The sequence below is a fragment of the Agrobacterium sp. LEGMi-208b genome (assembly GCF_059511785.1).
This window is the reverse complement of the sequence record NZ_CM183445.1, coordinates 337566-354634: the sequence shown is the minus strand read 5'-3', so window position 1 is coordinate 354634 and position 17069 is coordinate 337566. Positions and strand designations below refer to the sequence as shown.

Below are 17069 nucleotides of genomic sequence, written 5' to 3'. Positions count from 1 at the left end.
TCGGCCTTCATTGAGCGTGCCTCAGGCGGCCTGCGCCAGTTCTGCAACCTTGGCTTCGGCGGCTGCAACGGCCTTTTCGACGGCTTCCGGACCAAATGCCAGGCCTTCGACATAGATGACTTCCACATCCGTCATGCCCATGAAGCCGAGAACGGTCTTCAGGTAGGGAACGGCGTGGTTCATCGAAACGGCCGGACCTTCGGAATAAACGCCGGCAGCGGCCAGAACGATGTAGACCTTCTTGCCGGTGGCAAGGCCGACCGGGCCGGTTTCGGTGTATTTGAAGGTCTGGCCGGCGCGGGCGACATTGTCGATCCACGACTTCAGGCCGGAATAGATGTTGAAGTTGATGAGGCCGGTGCCGATGACGACGGTGTCCGCAGCGAGAAGTTCCGTAACCAGCTTGTCGGAATAATCGGCGGCAACCGCTTCTTCGGCGGTGCGCTGGTCGGCCGGCTTGCGGATGGCGGCGGTCTTGACGGTGTCGAGATGCGGGATCGGATCAGCGGCGAGATCGCGGTGGACAAGGGTGTTGGACGCCGACTTGGCCTTCAGCTTGTTTGCGAGCTCACCGGCAAACTTGTTCGAAACCGATTCGTCGCCACGCGGGCTGGAGGTGATGAGAAGAATGTTGGACATGGTCTTTCCTTGCATATGCGATGAATTGACGGGCGCCTTGGGAGGGCGGGAGAGCGCGATGCCCTTCCTTTGCGCTTTATATGAAAAATTACTGCCATCAAGAAAACTGTGATAATGTGGAAGCAATCTATCGATGAAATGGATGGGACATGGACGCGAACCCGACGCTCGATCAATTGCAGGTGTTTTTGACGGTTGCCGAGACCGGCAGTTTTTCCGCCGCGTCACGGGCGCTCAATCGCGCGCAATCGGTGGTCAGCTACACCATCGCCAATCTCGAGGCGCAGCTTGAAGTCACGCTGTTCGAGCGCAGCGGCGTGCGCCAGCCGAAGCTGACGGATGAAGGCCGCGCCATGCTGGAGGATGCAAGGCGCATCGTCGCCGGCCTGCAGGAGATGCGTGCCCGCGCCAAGGGGCTGAAACAGGGGCTGGAGGCGGAGCTTTCGGTCGCCATCAGCACCATGGTGCCGGCGGAGGCCGTCGTGGCCGTGCTGCGGGATTTTCGCCAGCAATTCCCCACCGTCACCCTCAGCCTCAATGTCGGCGAGCTGGGCATGGTCATGGAGATGGTGCTCTCCCGCAAGGCGGGCATCGGCATTGGCGGGGCGGTATTGCGCCAGGATGATGAACTTGTCATGGAAAAGGTCGGCCATTCCTTCATGTTGCCGGTGGTTGCGGCCGATCATCCGCTGGCGCAGATCGAGCGGCCGCTGGTTCTCGCCGACGTGCGCGAGGAAATTCAGCTTGTCGTCACCGATGCGTCCGGCCTGACCAAGGGCCGCGATTTTAATGTCCTCTCGTACAAGACATGGCGGGTCAGCGACATCGCCACGAAATACCAGCTCATCAAGGGCGGCCTCGGCTGGGGCGGTCTGCCCGCATCGATCGTGCGCAACGATCTGACCAATGGCAGCCTGAAGGCACTGGAACTCGAGGCCTATGAGCAGGGCGAATATCCGCTCTTTGCGCTACGGCGGGTCGATTCACCGGCCGGACCCGCCGGCCAATGGCTGGCCGAAGCATTTCAGCAACGCCTCTCGGCCTGTCCGAACCACAAGGATTTCAACGGGATGCTGGCGGCTAGCAAACAGAGGAACATCGCTGTCGCCGCCGAGTGATATTGGCTGGAGCCGCGACAATTGTTTTTAGGCTGAGAGGGTACCGCGTATTTCTTCTCCCCGCCGGGGAGAAGTCCGCGGCAGCGGGATGAGGGGGCAAGGGTGGAGATATTCGGCAACGTTGCCCCCTCATCCGACCCTTCGGGCGACCTTCTCCCCGGTGGGGAGAAGAAACACGCGGCGATCCCGGTCCTGTGCCGAGGCAACACCAATTGACGGCAGTGACCGGCCTGCCTATACCTGAACCACGGTCAGCAGTTCACCGAGGCATCGCCGTCCCGCAAGGGAAGCTAAACCTGCATTTTGAAAGATTGACAGCACTTATCCCGTGCCCTGTCGGAAGCCGGCGATCAGCGACACCTTTTCGGAATGGCACGTGAGGATAAGTCATGCCACGTTCGATCCTTTCCATCGATATCGCCGATCTCTCGACCTTTGCCAAATCGCTGCGCGAACAGATCGGCAGGCTGGACCGCCAGCCGAGCCATGTGGAGATGCTCAATCTTCTGAGCCGGGCTGCCGGGTTCCGCAATTTCCAGCATCTGCGCGCTTCACGCACCCCATCCGCCGAAAGCGGACCTTCCCGGCCTGAGATCCTGCCGGCCGTGAATGAGGGCAGGGTGCTGAAGACCGTCCGTGTCTTCGATGCCACCGGCCGGCTGATGCAATGGCCAGCCCGGCGCTCGCATCAGGAACTGTGCCTCTGGTATCTATGGGCGAAAATTCCCGCCGGGCGGAGCTTTTCCGAACGGGAATTCAGCAGCTTTCTGGATAACCTGCACCTGTTTGGCGATGCGGCGATGCTGAGGCGCGACATGGTCGGCCTGAGGCTCATCCGCCGCAACCGCGATGGCAGCGATTATAGACGTGTCGAGCAGAAGCCGCCGGCGGAACTGGCGCTTCTGCTGCGAACGCTCGGCGGACGTGATTGAGGGGATAGCTTCGGTATTTAGTTTCCATCAAACTCGGCGTCATCCTCGGGCTTGTCCCGAGGATCTGCTGCGGATTGATTTTGTTGACGTGGTTAGATTCTTGGGACAAGCCCAAGGATGGCGGCAGAGCTTCCCCCTGCCGCCAGCAGCCGAAAGGCCGAAGCCCTCAAAGAACGAGACGGAACTTCGCAAAACCTTCCGCGCCGTCACCGGCATCCTCGATTTTCGCACCCTTGATATCGGCCGCGTAATGGCGACCCTTGGGGCCGGTCTCGAAGATCGCCGTGGTATTGGCGACAGGTGCGAAGGACCAGTTGGCGTCCGCCGACGGGTTGATGGTGCCCTGATCGATGATATAGCGCACGATCACGTCGCGGTTGGTATCGGGGGCGACGAAGATCACCTTGTCGCCGGCGATATCGGGGAATTTGCCGCCGCCGCTTGCCCGGTAATTATTGGTCGCCACCACGAATTTTTGCTCGGGATCGATCGGCTTGCCTTCAAATTGCAAGTTGACGATGCGGTTGCTGTCCGGATTGACGGCCTTGCCGTCCTTGTCGAATTTCGCCGGTTTGGAAATGTCGATCTGATAGGTGACACCATCGATGACATCGAAATTATAGGAGGGGAAATCCGCATTCAGCAGCGGCGCGTCCTTTGCGCCGGCCTCGACCGTGTTGAACATGCCCGCCGACATTTCCAGCCAGTTCTTCACCTGCGCGCCGTTGATCAGCACCGCCTGCACCGTATTGGGGTAGAGGTAAAGATCGGCGACGTTCTTGATGGCGATGTCACCGGCGGGGACATCGGTATAATAATCCGCACCGCCACGACCGCCGGACTTGAAAGGCGCCGCCGCCGAAAGCACGGGCAGATCCTTGTATTGCCCTTCCTTCAGCATGTCCTTGATGTACCAGGTCTGGGCATTGGAGACGATCTGCACGGACGGATCGTCCGCTACCAGCGCGAAATAGGAATAGAGCGGAGCGGACGTCTTGCCCACCGGGCGGCGCACATAGGCAAGGGTTGCCTCGTGATCGGCCTTGGCGGCGGCGAGGACTTCCGCCTTGTCCGTGAAATCGGCGACGACCTTGCGGTTTTCGTCGCGGTGATAAATCGGCCGGGCTTCAGAGGTGAAGTCGACGATCTTCCAGCTCTTGCCGTCCTTTTCGAGCAGCAGGTCGATGAGGCCCATATGCGAGCCCCAGAAACCGCCCATCACCGCCGGCTTGCCCTGCAGCGTGCCCTTCAGCGCATCCACGCCCTCGATACCGTCCCAGGTCTTCGGACCCGGGAAGACGAGATGCTGGTGGCCGGTGAAGATGGCGTCGATGCCTTCCACTCCCGCCAGGTAAAGCGAGGCGTTTTCCATGCGGTCCGTCTGGCCCTTGCCGTCGATGCCGGAATGGGAAAGGGCGATGACGATATCGGCGCCTTCTTCCTTCATGACCGGAACCCAGGCTTTCGCCGCCTCGACGATGTCGCGCGTTTGGGCTTTGCCCTCCAGGTTCTTGGAATCCCACATCATGATCTGCGGCGGCACGAAACCGATGATGCCGACCTTGACCGGGCTCGTTACGCCGCCGCCGTCGCGGATCTGCTTTTCCAGAATGACATAGGGCTTGAAGAACAGCTCGTCGTTTTTCGGATCGGAAGCGAGCTGACCCTTGGTGAGGTTGGCGCAGACGTAAGGGAAACCGGCGCCCGCCAGCGTGTTCGACATATAGTCGAGGCCGTAATTGAATTCGTGGTTGCCGAGCGTGCCGCAATCGTAACCCAGCACGTTCATGGCATTGATGACAGGGTGCTTGTCGCCAGCCTTCATGCCGCGCTCATAGGCGATATAATCGCCGAGCGGATTGCCCTGCAGGAAGTCGCCATTGTCCACCAGCATCGAGTTTCCGGCTTCGGCGCGGATGGTGTCGATGATCGAGGCGGTGCGCGCCAGTCCCATCGTGTCGTTCGGCTTGTCGGCGTAATAATCATAGGGAAAGACATGAACATGGATGTCGGTCGTTTCCATGATACGCAGATGCGCCTGATTGGTCGCCGCGCGTGCAGCAAAAGGATGCAGCATCACCAGCGCCGAGGAGGCTGCGATGCCGCCCAGCAGCGACCTGCGGGTGATGGGGTGGAGAGCGAGAAGCGACGACATGGGAACTCCTTCGGATGAAGCTTGCTCTGTCAGGAAAAATGACAGGGTAGAAGCAATCGCAGAGGAGTCCATCACCAAAATGACAGGCCCGTGACAGATGGGCCTGTTTTCAACCGTTTGATAAATTTTTTGTCATGGGCGCGCGGCGCGGGTGTCGCCGTGCCGGAGAATGCGCATCGTCTGCTCTGCGCATTCCTGTTTTCTGCACCAGCGGGTCAGCGTGCCAGCGTCGGTTTTACTTCTTCGTGGAAGAAGCGGAAATAGGAGGAAAGCTGCGCCAGCGTGTTGGTGGAAAGCTTGAGCTGCAGGCCGAGGCGGTTCATGTGCTGCCACTGAACGACACCCTCGATGAAGCCCAGATCGTCGCTCTGCACCTTGACCCGGCTGCCCTTGGCGGCAGCGAAAGGCCCGTCCAGTTCGAGTGCCATTCCGGTTGCCGAAAGATCGACCACGCGTCCTCTGGTCGACTGGCTGAAATAATGCACGGTCGCAAAAATTCTGGTCTTGCTGCGGGGCGCGGTCCGGGTCGCCATGTTGAGGTTGTTTGTCATCTTGCTGCTCAAATCAATTGTTTCCGATACCCGCATCATGGCCCGGAAAGCTTGAGAGCCGTTTAGTTCTTCTCTTAAAATTGCAGGTAATTGCCGATTATGCTGTATCGATACGGCACTGGTAGCAATTGTTGCGGGCGGATCGCACATGCACATAGGCGACGTCAGCGCGCTCCAGAAGGTGCCGCGCGCGCGAAACGATCTCGCCCGTCGCGGTTACCGCGCCGGTGCCGTAGACGATGCGGTCATCCGCCCCATAACCGCGCACGATGTAGTCAGGGCTGTCCAGCATTGGCGGGACGGTCTCCGTCTGCGGATAGCGTTCACAGGCGGCGGCATGCAGAAACACCGGCCCCGTTTCCGCATAGGGCTGCAGCGAAGGAAAGGGCCGGTAGGCGAGGACCAGCATCCCTTCGCCTTTTCCGATCTGGGAAAGGCAATGGCGGCAGGGCATGCCGCCCGGAGAAACGGCCTTTTCCGGCGGGTTGCCATAGGCATCGGCGGCTCCCGCCCGGAAGGCCCCGGCTTCTTTAGCCGGCATTGCAGTAAAAACGAGATCGGTCATGGTCGGGCCTCCCGGGTTGGCATCGGCGTTGCTTCTTTGCAGCTATGGTCCCGAAACGGATCACTATCCACCCGATTCTTGACAGGCGATGCAACCAGCCCATTGCGTGACTCGTTAGCTTCGGGAATCAGTGACGCTCCTCGTTACCGGAAGGTCTGATTTTATGTTCCGTCGTTTTCTGGCCGCCGTTCCGCTGGCTTTCGTTTCGTTGACGGTTCCGATTGAGGCCGAGGCACAGGTCGCCTCCGGTCTGGATGGCCTGTCCGACGAACAGCTGCAGCAGGCGGTCAATTTCGTCATCGGCAACGCGATCTTCTCGCTTTATCATGAGGGCGCGCGCATGCTGATCTCGGATTTCGGGACGGCGGAAACAGCAAGCGCGCAGGCACCGGCCGATCAATTGGCGGGCACGCTCATCCTGCAGGCCAACGAGGAATGGCTCGACACCGCGCTCGTCAACGCCACCGACAGCTGGTATTTGGCGCGTGAGGCGGAGACTTTGCCCGAGCACGAAGCGCCGGTCTTCTCCGCGCTGGTGCCCGACAGGAGCCGCGATCGCAACATGGCCTGCCTGATGGTCGGCCGCGACAAGGACGGTTATGGCGATCTGGCCGCCATGATGGGGCTTCCCAACGCCGAGTTCGACAAATGTGCTGCCGCCTATCCGGGCGTCGCTTCTGCCTGGGAGAAATTTCTCGCCCCCCACCGCAGCCAGACATCTTCCAGATTTTCCGTCAGCTACGTGCCGCCGCGCGATCCTGACCTTGAGCCCTATGCCATCATGGTCAGGGAATCGAAGGTTCTCGATCTCATCAGCCGCAGTTTCGGCGCTTATGCCCTGAACGGCGACGTCAAGCTGACAGCCAAATCCTGTGGCCGTCCGGATGTCTATTGGTCGGCGGAAAAGCGCGAGATCACCTATTGCTACGAACTTGGCAAGTTCCAGGCGGAGCTGATTGCCGATCACCTGTTGAACACTGTCACAGAAGACAAGGGTGCCGCCGGCGGGCAAATTCCGACGGCGGTTAATCTGGAACGGGAAATCTGAGGTCGATTGCCGGACGCTGGTGATCTGCCTCCTGAATGGGGAGGAGAATGCCATGCCGAAGGTCGTCGTTCGCAATTTCGCCATTTCGCTTGACGGCTATGGCGCAGGACCGGACCAGAGCCTGCAGAACCCGCTGGGCGTGAACGGCGAAGAGCTGCACCAATGGGCTTTCAAGACCCGCACCTTCCACCGCATGTTCGGCAAGGAAGGCGGCTCGACCGGTACGGACGAGAATTTCTCCGAAAAGAGCTTCGAAAATATCGGCGCCTGGGTTTTAGGTCGTAACATGTTCGGCCCTGTGCGCGGCGCTTGGCCGGATGAAAGCTGGAAGGGCTGGTGGGGCGAGGAGCCGCCCTATCATGTCCCGGTTTTTGTCCTGACCCACCATGCACGTCCTTGCTTCGCGATGAAGGGCGGCACCGAGTTCCATTTCGTCACCGATGGCATCGAAACGGCGCTCGACCGGGCGCTGACGGCGGCGAATGGCAAGGATGTCCGCATTGGCGGCGGCGTTTCCACCATCCGGCAATATTTGGCGGCGGGCATGATCGATGAGTTGCATCTGGCCCTTGCGCCGGTGTTTCTCGGCAAGGGGGAGCTGCTTTTCGAAGGGCTGGATTTGCCCGCGCTCGGTTATCGCTGCACCGGAACGGTGGCGGGAGAGGGCGCTACGCATCTGATGATCGAGAAGGCTTGAGCATTACGCTGTTTTGGGGCTTCGCACCAACCGGTCAACGGTTTACGAGGCTGGCACCTGCCTCCGCCCTCATTCCTGTGCTTCTCACAGGAATCCAGTCGACGCGCGTCTGCGCGACGGGAAGAGTCTTTTCAGCCCAAGGATTTGGGCTGGCTGGATTCCTGTGACAAGCACAGGAATGAGGGGGAAGGAACGGCACACACTCCGTATCGAAGAACGGCGTGTGCCGCTCTCGAAGGCCGAAGCCTCAATTACGCAGCGATATCTCCAGAAGCTCCGTATCGGCAAGCGGCTCAACCCAGGCCTCATAGGTGCCGACGGGTGAAAAGCCCATCATCTGGTAAAGCTGCAGCGCGCGCGGATGGTCGAGCGTATTGGTGGTCACCGTCACCCGCTGCGGATTGTCCTGCCAGGCGGCGTAAAGCGCCTGCAGCAGGAACCACTTGCCGACGCCCGCGCCAATCGCCTCTTCGAGCAGCCCGAAATAGGAAAGCTCGGTCACGTCGTCGCTCGCCTTGTTCAGCTCAAAGAAACCGGCGGGTGCACCGTTCATATAAAGAACCGTGACGCTGTTTTTCGGATCGCGCAGGATGGCGGAAAGCTCGGCATCGCTCATGCGCATGCGCTTTTGCCAGTGCCAGCGTTTCCCCACCCGCCAGTAAAGATAGCGGTAGAAATGCAGGGGAATATTGTTGACCCGCATCAGCGCCGTCTGGATGTTGACGGGGATCGGCAGGCTGACCTTTGGCGGTGCGGTCATTTCCAGCTGCGTCACATGCGCCTTCAGTGGTCCGTGCGACAGCGTGGGGATCGCATCTGCCGGACCGGTAACCACCGGCGTATCCTGCAATCCGCCCCATTCCGACCATGAGCCGTCATAAAGCGAATTATCCTGATGGCCGAGCGATTCCAGCGCCAGCGTGATAACGGCGGCGGTGACGCCCGAGCCGCAACTGGTGACGACGGGCTTCGAAAGATCGATGCCGGCATCGGTCACCATCTTGCGAATGGCGGTGAGGTCCTTGAAGTGGCCGTTTTCGGAAAAGGCCGTCGCGGGCAGGCTGCGCGCGCCGGGCATATGGCCAGAGCGCATGCCGGCACGCGGCTCGGCCTCGTCGCCGGTAAAGCGTCCGGCGCCACGGGCGTCGGCGACCTGCTTTTCGCCGTTGTCGACGATGCCGCGCATGGCGCCCAGCGACGTCACGCGCTTTTCGTTGAAGTCAGGCGTAAAGGTCGCCGGCTCGATTTCCGGTGTGCCCGTTTCGAGCGGCCGGCCTTCGCGTTTCCAGCCATCCAGGCCGCCATCCAGCACATAGGCCTTGCGCACGCCCATCACCCTGAGCATCCACCACACACGCGGTGCGGAAAAGAAGCCGGGGCCGTCATAGACCACAATCGTATCGGCATCGCTGAGGCCGAGCGCGCCGGCCTGTTCCGCGAAGAATTCCGGTGAGGGCAAGGAGTGCGGTAGGCCGGTCGTATGATCGGCGATCTTGTCCTGATCGAAGAAGACAGCACCGGGCAGGTGACCGGCCGCATATTCTTCCGCGCCGTTGCGCTTGTGCGCCGGCAGATACCAGGAGGCATCAACGACACGAAACCCTGATGTGCCGAGCTGTTTTTCCACCCAGTCCGCCGAAACGACGAAACGGCTCTTATCCGTGCTCACGATGTCTCTCCCAATCTCAGGCAACAGCTTCAGGCGCGCCGAAACGAATGCGGAACCGCCTGTTCTCCTTGCCCTTCTTTTCTATCTTGGCAATGTAAATATCGCCCACTTCCTGCGTTTCGGAAACATGGGTGCCGCCGCAGGGCTGGCTGTCGATGCTGGAATTTTCGCCGATGCAGACGAGGCTGACCCGGCCAAGGCCCATTGGCGGGCGCACATTCTTGGATTTGACGATGCCCGGATTGGCAGACAACTCGTCGTCGGTGATCCATTGCAGGAAGACCGGATGGTTGGCTTTCACCAGCTCCATCAGCTTTGCCGTCACCTCGTCCTTGTCGATGGTTTCCGACATGTCGAAATCGACACGCGATTCATCCTCGCCGACGGCCGCACCCGTGATCGGCCACTGGCAGACGACGGAGAGCAGGTGGCACGCCGTGTGCATGCGCATCAGCTTGTAGCGGCGCGGCCAGTCCACATGCAGGGTCAGCTTCTCGCCGATGTCAGGAGAAGGCTGGCCTTCGAGCGGCACATGGATGATGACGCTCTTGTCGGCACCGTTTTTGGTGACGCCGAGGTCGATGCGCGAACCATCGGCCCGCTCGAGAAAGCCGCTATCGCCCGGCTGGCCGCCGGACGTCGCATAAAAGCAGGTCTGATCGAACTCAATGCCACCATCCTCATGCACCGCCGTGACGATTGCTTCCACAGTTGAGAGATAAAAATCGTCACGGAACAGGGCATTCACAGGCATTTCGGCATGTCCTCAAACGGTTTCGTACGGAACCGCAATCTCGCTTTTCGTCGCCAGCCACTGCGGAATCGGCAGCCCCTTGGAGCGCAGGAAAGCCGGATTGAACAGCTTCGACTGATAACGATTACCGTAGTCGCACAGTATCGTCACGATTGTATGCCCCGGACCGAGCTCGCGGGCAAGGCGGATTGCGCCGGCAATATTGATACCGGAGGAGCCGCCGAGGCAAAGCCCTTCCTTTGTCACCAGATCGAACAGCACCGGCAGCGCTTCCGCATCGGAGACGCGATAGGAAAAGTCCGGCGTGAAACCTTCCAGATTGGCGGTGATACGGCCCTGGCCGATGCCTTCCGTGATGGAAGAACCTTCGGACTTCAGGACGCCGTGCTTGTAAAACTCGTAAAGGGCCGCACCTTCAGGGTCGGCAAGGCCGATCTTGATATCAGGGTTGAAATCGCGCAGGCCGTCGGCCACGCCCGCCAGCGTTCCGCCTGATCCGACCGAGCAAATGAAACCGTCGACCTTGCCGTCCGTCTGGTCCCAGATTTCCGGGGCTGTGGTTTCGATATGCGCCTGTCGGTTGGCGATATTGTCGAACTGGTTGGCCCAAATCGCGCCATTCTCATCGGTGGCGGCAAGCTGTTTTGCCAGCCGGCCGGAGACCTTCACGTAATTGTTCGGATTGGAATAGGGAGCGGCCGGAACCTCGACCAGTTTTGCGCCGAGAAGCTTCAGCGCGTCCTTCTTTTCCTGGCTCTGGGTCTCGGGAATGACGATCACGGTCTTGTAGCCGAGCGCATTGGCGACCAGCGACAGGCCGATGCCGGTATTGCCGGCCGTGCCTTCGACGATGGTGCCGCCCGGGCGCAATTGCCCGCGCCGTTCGGCATCACGAATGATGTAGAGCGCGGCGCGATCCTTGACCGACTGGCCGGGATTGAGGAATTCCGCTTTTCCGAGGATTTCGCACCCCGTCGCTTCAGAAGCGGCTTTCAGACGGATGAGCGGCGTGTTGCCGATGGCACTGAGCGCAGAGGAATGAATGGTCATGATCGAGCCTTCTTGTCTGAGCGGAAATTAGGTGCCGTTATGTCCCGTTACAACCGCTTCAAGGCAAGAAATTATCTTCCCGGCTTCGGCTTAGCCACGCAAAATTTTGCCGATACCCAATTTTATGTGTCCTTCTTCACCGCGCCATAGGCGGCAAGCGCTCTTTCCCGCGCCTTTGCATGATCGACGATGGGCAGCGGATAGGTTTCGCCGAGCGTGATGCCCGCCTTTTTAAGCACCTCTTTCGGCGCTTCGAACGGCTTGTGGATGTATTTCCGCTCCAGCTTCTCAAGCTCGGGCACGAAACGGCGCACATAATCGCCGTCGCCGTCGAATTTCTCACCCTGCAATATCGGGTTGAAGATGCGGAAGAACGGCGAGGCATCCGCCCCTGAACCGGCCACCCATTGCCAATTGGCGGCATTGGAGGCGGGATCCGCGTCAACAAGCGTATCGCGGAACCATTTCTCGCCCTTCCGCCAGTCGATCAGCAGATGTTTGATGAGGAAGGACGCCACGATCATGCGCACCCGGTTGTGCATGGTGCCGTGTTGCCACAATTGCCGCATGCCGGCATCCACGATGGGGTATCCGGTCATGCCGCGGGTCCAGGCCTTGAAGGATTTTTCATCGTCTCTCCAGGCAAAGGCATCGAAACTGTCGTTCCAGTTCTTCTCGTCCAGTTCGGGAAAATGAAACAGCAGGTGATAGCAGAATTCCCGCCAGACGATTTCCTTGCGGAAACGGCTGATATCGTTGGCAGCGATATGACGCGAAAGCCCTTTCGTGGCGTGCCAGACGGCCGCCGGTGATATTTCGCCTGCGGCAAGATGCGGTGAAAGCAGCGAAGTCGCGGGTTTTGCCGGAAAATCCCGGCCCTCTTCATAACCTTTCAGGGCGCCATCGATGAAATCATCGAGTTTCTCCAACGCGCCGTTTTCGCCGGGAGTCCAGATGTCACTGAAATCCTTTGCCCAGTCCGGCTTGGTCGGAAGCAGCTTCCAGTCGGAAAGTTTCTCGGATTTCGGCCACACCTTCGGTGCCTTCAGGCTCTTCGGCGCATCCGCCGGTGCGTGTGGCTCCTCGCCACCCTCCAGCGCCCGCCAGAAGGGCGTATAGACGCGGTAAGGCCCGCCCGATTTCGTCTGCAGACGCGATGGCTCATGCAGCAACTGTCCGGAGAAGCTTCGAACCGTCAGGCCATCGTCGCGCAGCTTCTGTTTGAGTGCCTTGTCGGTGGCCATGCCGGAAGGATCATAACGGCGGTTCCAGAACACTGCCTCTGCGCCGGTTTCGGATATAAGGTGCCGAAGCGTCTGCTCGGCATCGCCGCTCAGAAGCACCAGACGGCATCCGGCTTTTTCAAGCGCCGCCGAGAGGGCGACAAGCGAATGATGAAGCCACCATTCCTGCGCGCCGCCGAGCGGGCCTGAGGATTTTTCCCTGATATGGACGGGCCTGATATAGACGGGAATGACGGGCCCGCCATGCTCCACGGCGGCAAGCAAAGCAAGATTGTCCGAAAGGCGCAGGTCCTTGCGGAACCAGACGATGGCGGGGGAGGCTGTTGTCGGCATGAAAGGACCCGGTTCACTTCCGCTTGAACGAGTGTTGAACCGCTTTGTTCCGCAAATCGGCTACAATGGGAAGATGGGGCACATGGTTTCTCGAGGGTTATTTTTTCGCTCTTGAAACCGCAGGTGAAGGGAACCAACTGGAGGAGCCGGCGTTTGTCGCGGGTTAATGAAGCATGGAAGTGCAATCAATGTTGCTGAATGATGTTAAGTGGGAAAAGCCCGTTACCATATCCCTTGAAAACGGTGCTCCCCGGATTTTCAACGGCGTTTACGAAGCCTTCGATTTTCTCCAGCACGAATGGCCTGAGCGCGGCGACAAGGCGCATGAGCAGGCGCTGCGCCTGTGCCGCGCCTCGCTGATGGGCGACGTGGCGGGCGAGATCGCCCGCACCGCCTTCGTCGCCGCCAGCCGGCAGGCACAATGCCTGATGGAGGACAAGGTTGGGGAGAAGAGCAAGATCGCATCCTGAGCGTATTTTCAGGATTGATGCACTGGAAGGCCACCCGGCAAAAACGGGTGGCCTTGTTTTTTTAGCGATCAGGAAACGGGTTGTTTCGGACGCAGGATATGGCATCGTATGCGCCCGGAAGCGGATGAATGAATGCGATGACCAACCACTATGGCTATATTGTTTTTCCCACGGCACTCGGCCATTGCGGCCTCGCATGGGCAGGGCGTGGCATAGCCCGTCTGCAATTGCCCGGCGCGGACGCAGGCGAAACCGAAAGACTTCTCCTCAGGCGTCTGCCGTCATCCACGATTGCGGTGCCGGAAACACGCACGCGTGAGGTGATCGCGATGATCACCCGGTATTTCAGCGGCGAAGCGATTGATTTTACCCCCGTAGAGCTCGATCTGGCCGGGCAGGAGCGCTTTTTCCTCGATATCTACGCGGTTGCACGGCAGATCGGCTGGGGTCGCACGACGACCTATGGCGGTATCGTGAAAGACCTCGGCCTCGGCATGGAAAAGGCCCGCGATGTCGGGCAGGCCATGGCGAAAAATCCGGTGCCGCTCATTATCCCCTGCCACCGGGTTCTGGCCGCCGGCGGCAGGCTGGGCGGCTTCTCCGCGCCCGGCGGAACCACCACCAAATTGCGTATGCTGGATCTCGAAAATGCCGGCCGCAACCGTGCCGATGAGGCACAGGGCAGCCTGTTTTGAAGCAATGACAGATCAGGCCGCATGAATAGGCGTCTGATTTCTGCCCATTTCTCGTCAAATTGTCGCTAAATTGTCACAATACACGGGCGCCCTCTAACATAAGGGCGAGACGTTTGAGAGTATCCGCGTTAATTCTATCGGTTGCCTTGTCTTTTACAGTCGTTGCATCGGCCTCGGCCGGCATGCTGAACCAGGCAGAAAAATACACTGGGCTTCACGAGTCCAAGAACAATAAGAGCCTCAAGACTATTCTTGGTGCCAATCCCCGCAGCACCCCATGGTGTGGCCTTTTCCTGCATGCGGTCGCCAGCAAGGCGGGCCGGCAGTCTCCCAAGTCCTATGGATTTGCGAAGTCCTGGACATCCTTCGGTTACGCCGTTCCCGTCAGTCAGGCCAAGCCGGGTGATGTCGTCGTCATTCGCAACGGCCGTGGTTATCACGCCGGCATCTTGAAGAGCTTGAGCGGCAAGACCGCTCAGATCCTCGGCGGCAACCAGTCCGGTCGGGTGCAGGTATCGAACTTCAACCGCAAGGCAATCGTTTCGGTTCGCCGATAAATCTCCTGATATTTCCTGGATAAAGGCGGGCTCTGACCCGCCTTTTCCATTTTGGGCCTATGGTTGCTCCCTGGTGCCGGGTGCCGCCTCGCGCTGGTCGTCGTCCTCAAGGTCGGTGGCGACGATGAAGGCATCCTCATGCTGCCTTGCCGCTTGCCGGCGCGCGCGCAGGCTCATGCTCTCATCAGGGTAAATCTCGCCATCCCTGGCTTTCAGCTCTCTGTCCGTTTCGAAACGGGCGACATCCTCGTCGCGAATGTCCAGTGCTCCGGTTTTCGGCTTTTGCGGTGTGTTCATGGAATGGTCTCCTGCGAATGTCTGCGGGGCAAACGATCTGCGGTCGATGACGGTTCCCTTTCACGCGGAAATGCTCATTCGTCATGGGTTTGCGCGGAACAAACTCTGGCTTTTTTTGTTTTTTCAGTGGCACAATCAAAATCAGTGCAACACGAAAAGGGAGGCCCGTTATGAGCCATGATCGCGAAGCCGCAATCCGTGAAAAAGCGCGCGCAATATGGGAGAGGGAAGGAAGACCCGACGGGCATCATGAAAGACACTGGATCGAGGCGGAACGGGAAGTTTCCGCAGACGCGGCAGCGGTAAAACCCAAAAGGGCCAATGGCGTGAAGAAATCCGCTGCCACGAAGGCTTCAGCAGAAAAGGTGCCCGCGAAGAAGACGCCAGCGAAAAAGGCGGCCTCGGCTAAGGCCAAGTCTCCGGCAGTGAAATCGCTTGAGAAGGAGCAGAAATCCGCCGGCAAGAACAAGGAAGACGATCTGACCGAGAGCCTGGAAGAAAGTTTCCCGGCAAGCGATCCACCGGCGCTCACCAATACAACTCAGGCAACGAAACGCGCACCGAAGAAAGCCTGAGGCCTTTCAGGCGCGGAAAGCGCGATACGTCTATCCGGCCGGGAAAAAGCCGTCTTACGCTCTTTATGGGGTGTTTTTAAGAGAAATGGCTCCCCGGGCCGGATTCGAACCGGCGACCTGTCGATTAACAGTCGAATGCTCTACCGCTGAGCTACCAGGGAACGTCCACCGCTTGGCGCGGTGTGAGCGGGGTAATACAAATGCTTTTCCGATTTGCCAAGCGGTTTTTTCAAAAAAAACGCATTCCCCTTGTTTTATCCCTCCAGAGTCCCGATTTTCCGGGCTTATCGCCGGTGAAAAAATTATCCACAGGCCAGATGCAAAAGGGCAGGATGGAATGAAATTCGGTATCGACCACAGAACGCATCGCCTCCATGTCGGAAAATGGAGCCTCGCCATGCCGCGTTCGCGCGTCGGCAGGATTGCGACGGGCTCCGCTCTGGTGGTCGGCGGAACGCTGGGTTTCCTGCCCGTGCTTGGTTTCTGGATGATTCCGCTCGGTCTCGTCGTGCTTTCCCACGATCTGCCGGCGGTTCGCCGCCGGCGGCGACGGCTGGCGGTCTGGTGGGCATCGCGACAGAACCGCCGCGACACCCGCAATGGCGGCCGGCAATAGGATATTATGCGCCGATGGAGCTGCTGATGCCCTGGCCGGCCCAGAACGCCGCATAAGCGAGCGCTGCGAAATAAATCGCCGTCAGACCCAGGAAAAGATAGCCGCCGAGCACGGTGACGCCGTCTCTCTGAATCATCCCGGCCGAAAAAAGCAGGATCGCGACGCCCGGAAGGGTGTTGGAGAAGGGAATGAAACCGAGCGGCATCATCAGCAATACGCCCGCCGTCATCAGCGCAAGTCCGTTTATGCGGTTGGCGATGATGCCCGTCGTCAGCGCGGGAATGCGCGGGCGGATGAAACCATCGAGCTTGGAGACGATCGCGATGCCTTTTTGAAGGGCGGGAACGAGCTTTGCCGTCTCCATCTGCCGGTCGAGGATTTTGGCGGGCAGCCATGGCAGGCGATTGAGGGTGATGGCCAGGCTGACAAGGATGATCGCCGCGCCAAACACCGTGCTGACGCCGGGAATGGAAACCGGGATGAGAAAGGGCAGGGAGGCGATGGCACAGATAAGCAACAGGCCCTGTTCGCCGATTGCTTCCATCAACTCGCGCAACGTGATCGTCTGGCCCTGCAGTTTTCCTATCAGCTTCTCAAGCGTCGTGCTGAGCTTTTCAGACGTATCAGTGAATGCGAATTCGTTCGTCATGCGGCTTCCCGGAAGTTGATTTAACTCCGGGATTGATACCATTCATCCGGCCCGATGCCTATCGCTGATAGAAAGGAGCCTCTTCACATTTGGTCGTGCGGTTCCGCGTTGTTTAATGCGAAACCCAGCTGCTGTAGGCGCCTGCAAGAAGAACCACCAGCAGAATGACAAGTATGACCGGATTGATCGATGTAACGAAGTTTACATAGTCCATGATAACTTCCTCCTCATTCCTCCACCGCTTATTCTACAGCAAAAAGGCGAGTATATCTACCGCAGGATGAAATTTCGCACCGCAACAACCGGTCTTCGGTGAGGACTGGAAATGCTTGCGTTTATGATTTTTTGCGATGCAAAAATAAATCTTCCAACATTTGCCATTCTCTTGCGTTGTCTCTAATCCTCATTCGTGGAAGGGCTTTGCGGCCCGCCGGCTGCCGTCGGCAACCACGTGG

General features: G+C 59.2%; 19 protein-coding genes and 1 tRNA gene. 9 read left to right on the top strand and 11 right to left on the bottom strand.

Annotated features, from left to right (window positions below; all coding sequences use genetic code 11):
* Positions 1–21 precede the first annotated feature (21 nt).
* Positions 22–639 carry an FMN-dependent NADH-azoreductase gene (locus AC5YUO_RS01790; RefSeq protein WP_400812117.1) on the bottom strand — a complete coding sequence of 206 codons (618 nt, stop codon included), beginning with the start codon at positions 637–639 and terminating at the stop codon, positions 22–24.
* Positions 640–788: 149 nt separating this feature from the next.
* Between AC5YUO_RS01790 and AC5YUO_RS01785 the strand changes: the two genes are divergently transcribed.
* Positions 789–1757 carry a LysR family transcriptional regulator gene (locus AC5YUO_RS01785; RefSeq protein WP_400812119.1) on the top strand — a complete coding sequence of 323 codons (969 nt, stop codon included), beginning with the start codon at positions 789–791 and terminating at the stop codon, positions 1755–1757.
* A gap of 389 nt (positions 1758–2146) precedes the next feature.
* The gene (locus tag AC5YUO_RS01780; protein WP_400812121.1) at positions 2147–2689 is read left to right on the top strand and encodes a DUF2087 domain-containing protein; all 543 of its coding nucleotides are present in this window, start codon (positions 2147–2149) and stop codon (positions 2687–2689) included.
* A 166-nt stretch (positions 2690–2855) separates the two neighbouring features.
* Here AC5YUO_RS01780 and AC5YUO_RS01775 read toward each other — a convergent pair whose 3' ends face one another.
* From AC5YUO_RS01775 to AC5YUO_RS01765, 3 genes are all read right to left on the bottom strand, one after another.
* Positions 2856–4844 carry a bifunctional 2',3'-cyclic-nucleotide 2'-phosphodiesterase/3'-nucleotidase gene (locus tag AC5YUO_RS01775; protein ID WP_496154049.1) on the bottom strand — a complete coding sequence of 663 codons (1989 nt, stop codon included), beginning with the start codon at positions 4842–4844 and terminating at the stop codon, positions 2856–2858.
* A gap of 215 nt (positions 4845–5059) precedes the next feature.
* Positions 5060–5395, bottom strand: a complete 336-nt coding sequence (locus AC5YUO_RS01770; protein ID WP_400812125.1) for a PilZ domain-containing protein — start codon at positions 5393–5395, stop codon at positions 5060–5062.
* Positions 5396–5492: 97 nt separating this feature from the next.
* Entirely contained in the window at positions 5493–5960 is a 468-nt protein-coding gene (locus AC5YUO_RS01765) for a DUF1203 domain-containing protein (RefSeq protein ID WP_496154048.1), read from the bottom strand.
* Positions 5961–6123: 163 nt separating this feature from the next.
* Between AC5YUO_RS01765 and AC5YUO_RS01760 the strand changes: the two genes are divergently transcribed.
* Both AC5YUO_RS01760 and AC5YUO_RS01755 read left to right on the top strand, forming a co-directional pair.
* Entirely contained in the window at positions 6124–7008 is an 885-nt protein-coding gene (locus AC5YUO_RS01760) for a DUF4344 domain-containing metallopeptidase (protein ID WP_496154047.1), read from the top strand.
* A 52-nt stretch (positions 7009–7060) separates the two neighbouring features.
* Positions 7061–7705, top strand: a complete 645-nt coding sequence (locus AC5YUO_RS01755; protein ID WP_496154046.1) for a dihydrofolate reductase family protein — start codon at positions 7061–7063, stop codon at positions 7703–7705.
* A gap of 247 nt (positions 7706–7952) precedes the next feature.
* On the opposite strand, the gene sseA is transcribed toward AC5YUO_RS01755, so the two are convergent.
* The 4 genes from sseA to AC5YUO_RS01735 form a co-directional block, all read right to left on the bottom strand.
* On the bottom strand, positions 7953–9374 hold the full coding sequence (sseA, locus tag AC5YUO_RS01750) for a 3-mercaptopyruvate sulfurtransferase (RefSeq protein ID WP_496154045.1): 1422 nt from the start codon (positions 9372–9374) through the stop codon (positions 7953–7955).
* A 16-nt stretch (positions 9375–9390) separates the two neighbouring features.
* Positions 9391–10128, bottom strand: coding sequence for an alanyl-tRNA editing protein (locus tag AC5YUO_RS01745; RefSeq protein WP_496154044.1), 738 nt, complete (start codon positions 10126–10128; stop codon positions 9391–9393).
* Between the two features lie 12 nt (positions 10129–10140).
* Positions 10141–11178, bottom strand: a complete 1038-nt coding sequence (locus tag AC5YUO_RS01740) for a cysteine synthase A (RefSeq protein ID WP_496154043.1) — start codon at positions 11176–11178, stop codon at positions 10141–10143.
* Positions 11179–11300: 122 nt separating this feature from the next.
* Positions 11301–12755, bottom strand: a complete 1455-nt coding sequence (locus tag AC5YUO_RS01735; RefSeq protein WP_496154042.1) for a cryptochrome/photolyase family protein — start codon at positions 12753–12755, stop codon at positions 11301–11303.
* Positions 12756–12943: 188 nt separating this feature from the next.
* Here AC5YUO_RS01735 and AC5YUO_RS01730 point away from each other — a divergent pair, with 188 nt between their 5' ends.
* The 3 genes from AC5YUO_RS01730 to AC5YUO_RS01720 all read left to right on the top strand — a co-directional run bounded on the left by AC5YUO_RS01730 (position 12944) and on the right by AC5YUO_RS01720 (position 14477).
* The gene (locus AC5YUO_RS01730) at positions 12944–13225 is read left to right on the top strand and encodes a DUF982 domain-containing protein (protein ID WP_496154041.1); all 282 of its coding nucleotides are present in this window, start codon (positions 12944–12946) and stop codon (positions 13223–13225) included.
* A gap of 137 nt (positions 13226–13362) precedes the next feature.
* Positions 13363–13920 (top strand): methylated-DNA--[protein]-cysteine S-methyltransferase, encoded by a 558-nt coding sequence (locus AC5YUO_RS01725; protein WP_496154888.1) that lies wholly within the window; start codon positions 13363–13365, stop codon positions 13918–13920.
* Between the two features lie 113 nt (positions 13921–14033).
* The gene (locus tag AC5YUO_RS01720; RefSeq protein WP_400812140.1) at positions 14034–14477 is read left to right on the top strand and encodes a TIGR02594 family protein; all 444 of its coding nucleotides are present in this window, start codon (positions 14034–14036) and stop codon (positions 14475–14477) included.
* A 57-nt stretch (positions 14478–14534) separates the two neighbouring features.
* Here AC5YUO_RS01720 and AC5YUO_RS01715 read toward each other — a convergent pair whose 3' ends face one another.
* Positions 14535–14774, bottom strand: a complete 240-nt coding sequence (locus tag AC5YUO_RS01715) for a hypothetical protein (RefSeq protein WP_400812142.1) — start codon at positions 14772–14774, stop codon at positions 14535–14537.
* 170 nt (positions 14775–14944) lie between these two features.
* On the opposite strand from AC5YUO_RS01715, the gene AC5YUO_RS01710 reads away from it, so the two are divergent.
* Positions 14945–15349, top strand: coding sequence for a DUF2934 domain-containing protein (locus AC5YUO_RS01710; RefSeq protein ID WP_496154887.1), 405 nt, complete (start codon positions 14945–14947; stop codon positions 15347–15349).
* An 86-nt stretch (positions 15350–15435) separates the two neighbouring features.
* On the opposite strand, the gene AC5YUO_RS01705 is transcribed toward AC5YUO_RS01710, so the two are convergent.
* A tRNA-Asn gene (locus tag AC5YUO_RS01705) sits at positions 15436–15510 on the bottom strand.
* 176 nt (positions 15511–15686) lie between these two features.
* Between AC5YUO_RS01705 and AC5YUO_RS01700 the strand changes: the two genes are divergently transcribed.
* Positions 15687–15965, top strand: a complete 279-nt coding sequence (locus AC5YUO_RS01700; protein WP_496154040.1) for a hypothetical protein — start codon at positions 15687–15689, stop codon at positions 15963–15965.
* A gap of 4 nt (positions 15966–15969) precedes the next feature.
* Here AC5YUO_RS01700 and AC5YUO_RS01695 read toward each other — a convergent pair whose 3' ends face one another.
* Positions 15970–16614 (bottom strand): exopolysaccharide biosynthesis protein, encoded by a 645-nt coding sequence (locus tag AC5YUO_RS01695; RefSeq protein WP_400812144.1) that lies wholly within the window; start codon positions 16612–16614, stop codon positions 15970–15972.
* Between the last annotated feature and the right edge of the window lie 455 nt (positions 16615–17069).

Excerpts from the sequence above, each read along its gene's own strand:
- AC5YUO_RS01725 (WP_496154888.1), top strand. The coding sequence starts at position 13,363 with ATGACCAACCACTATGGCTATATTGTTTTTCCCACGGCACTCGGCCAT.
- AC5YUO_RS01765 (WP_496154048.1), bottom strand. The coding sequence starts at position 5,960 with ATGACCGATCTCGTTTTTACTGCAATGCCGGCTAAAGAAGCCGGGGCC.
- AC5YUO_RS01785 (WP_400812119.1), top strand. The coding sequence starts at position 789 with ATGGACGCGAACCCGACGCTCGATCAATTGCAGGTGTTTTTGACGGTT.
- AC5YUO_RS01775 (WP_496154049.1), bottom strand. The coding sequence starts at position 4,844 with ATGTCGTCGCTTCTCGCTCTCCACCCCATCACCCGCAGGTCGCTGCTG.
- AC5YUO_RS01745 (WP_496154044.1), bottom strand. The coding sequence starts at position 10,128 with ATGCCTGTGAATGCCCTGTTCCGTGACGATTTTTATCTCTCAACTGTG.
- AC5YUO_RS01780 (WP_400812121.1), top strand. The coding sequence starts at position 2,147 with ATGCCACGTTCGATCCTTTCCATCGATATCGCCGATCTCTCGACCTTT.
- AC5YUO_RS01700 (WP_496154040.1), top strand. The coding sequence starts at position 15,687 with ATGAAATTCGGTATCGACCACAGAACGCATCGCCTCCATGTCGGAAAA.
- AC5YUO_RS01740 (WP_496154043.1), bottom strand. The coding sequence starts at position 11,178 with ATGACCATTCATTCCTCTGCGCTCAGTGCCATCGGCAACACGCCGCTC.
- AC5YUO_RS01710 (WP_496154887.1), top strand. The coding sequence starts at position 14,945 with ATGAGCCATGATCGCGAAGCCGCAATCCGTGAAAAAGCGCGCGCAATA.
- AC5YUO_RS01730 (WP_496154041.1), top strand. The coding sequence starts at position 12,944 with ATGTTGCTGAATGATGTTAAGTGGGAAAAGCCCGTTACCATATCCCTT.
- AC5YUO_RS01790 (WP_400812117.1), bottom strand. The coding sequence starts at position 639 with ATGTCCAACATTCTTCTCATCACCTCCAGCCCGCGTGGCGACGAATCG.
- AC5YUO_RS01760 (WP_496154047.1), top strand. The coding sequence starts at position 6,124 with ATGTTCCGTCGTTTTCTGGCCGCCGTTCCGCTGGCTTTCGTTTCGTTG.
- AC5YUO_RS01695 (WP_400812144.1), bottom strand. The coding sequence starts at position 16,614 with ATGACGAACGAATTCGCATTCACTGATACGTCTGAAAAGCTCAGCACG.
- AC5YUO_RS01715 (WP_400812142.1), bottom strand. The coding sequence starts at position 14,774 with ATGAACACACCGCAAAAGCCGAAAACCGGAGCACTGGACATTCGCGAC.
- AC5YUO_RS01755 (WP_496154046.1), top strand. The coding sequence starts at position 7,061 with ATGCCGAAGGTCGTCGTTCGCAATTTCGCCATTTCGCTTGACGGCTAT.
- AC5YUO_RS01770 (WP_400812125.1), bottom strand. The coding sequence starts at position 5,395 with ATGACAAACAACCTCAACATGGCGACCCGGACCGCGCCCCGCAGCAAG.
- AC5YUO_RS01735 (WP_496154042.1), bottom strand. The coding sequence starts at position 12,755 with ATGCCGACAACAGCCTCCCCCGCCATCGTCTGGTTCCGCAAGGACCTG.